Here is a 1,372-nt window from a genome sequence, read left to right on the forward strand (position 1 = left end):
TGCGTGGCCAGGCGCGGCAACTGGGGGTGAGTGTCGCCAGCCTGTTCCACCTGGCGTGGGCGCAGGTCCTGGCCGCGACTTCCGGGCAGGAGCACGTGGTGTTCGGCACCGTGCTGTTGGGCCGGATGCAGGGCGGCAGCGGTGCCGATCGTGGCCTGGGCATGTTCATCAACACCTTGCCGTTGCGCGTCGATCTGGGCGACACCCCGGTGCGTGCCGGCGTCCGTGCGACCCACGCCCGACTGACCGCGTTGCTCGGCCACGAACATGCGTCACTGGCGCTGGCCCAGCGTTGCAGCGGTGTGGCAGCGCCGGCGCCGCTGTTCAGCGCCATGCTCAACTACCGCCACAGCGTCAGCGAGGAACAGCAGCAGGCCGCTCGCCTGAGCTGGCAAGGCATTCATAACCTTTCCAGCGAAGAGCGCACCAACTATCCGCTGAGCCTGAACGTCGATGACCTCGGCCAGGGCTTTTACCTCACAGCGATGATCCCTTCGCGCATTGGCGCGGCGCGGGTCTGTGGCTACCTGCAACAGGCGTTGTCGGGGCTGGTCGAGGCGCTGGAGCAGACACCGCAGCAGGCGTTGAACCGTCTTCCAGTGTTGCCGGATGGCGAACGGCGGCAACTGCTGTTCGGCCTCAATGCCACTGACGTCGATTACGATCTGGAGCAGACAATTCATGGGCTGTTCGAGGCGCAAGTGCAGCGCTCGCCGCAGGCGCCGGCGGTGGTGGCCGCTGAGCAGTCGCTGACTTTCGCCGAACTCAATGCGCGGGCCAATCAACTGGCGCGGCACTTGCGCGGAGTGGGGGTGCAGGCCGATTCGCGGGTGGCGATCTGCGTCGAACGCAGTCTGGACATGGTGGTCGGGCTGCTGGCGATTCTCAAGGCCGGCGGCGGTTATGTGCCGCTCGACCCGGCGTACCCGTTGGAGCGTCTGGCCTACATGCTGGAGGACAGTGCGCCACTGGCGGTGCTGGTGCAGGGTTCGACTCGCTCGTTGCTCGGCGAGGTCACGGTGCCGTTGATCGATCTGGATCAGCCGCACTGGCAATCGCAACCGGCGGACAATCTGTCAGCACCGGAATTGACCCCGCACCACACGGCTTACGTGATTTACACCTCGGGTTCCACCGGGCAACCCAAAGGCGTGATCAACGAACACGCCGGGGTGGTCAACCGCTTGTTGTGGATGCAGGACGCTTATCAGCTGACGGCAGCCGATTCCGTACTTCAAAAGACGCCGTTCAGTTTCGACGTGTCGGTGTGGGAGTTCTTCTGGCCGTTGATGACCGGCGCCCGACTGGTCATGGCAAGGCCCGAGGGGCACAAGGATCCGCAGTACCTCAGCGAAGTGATCGAGCGCGAGCA

At 64.9% G+C, this 1,372-nt stretch carries 1 protein-coding gene; it reads left to right on the top strand.

What is annotated here, in order from left to right; genetic code table 11:
- Positions 1 to 1,372: AMP-binding protein (locus DBR24_RS32735; RefSeq protein WP_371921319.1), on the top strand; the 1,372-nt coding region annotated here is incomplete at both ends.

The organism is Pseudomonas sp. HMWF006 (assembly GCF_003061205.1).
In the GTDB taxonomy this organism is placed as follows: Bacteria; Pseudomonadota; Gammaproteobacteria; order Pseudomonadales; family Pseudomonadaceae; genus Aquipseudomonas; species Aquipseudomonas monsensis.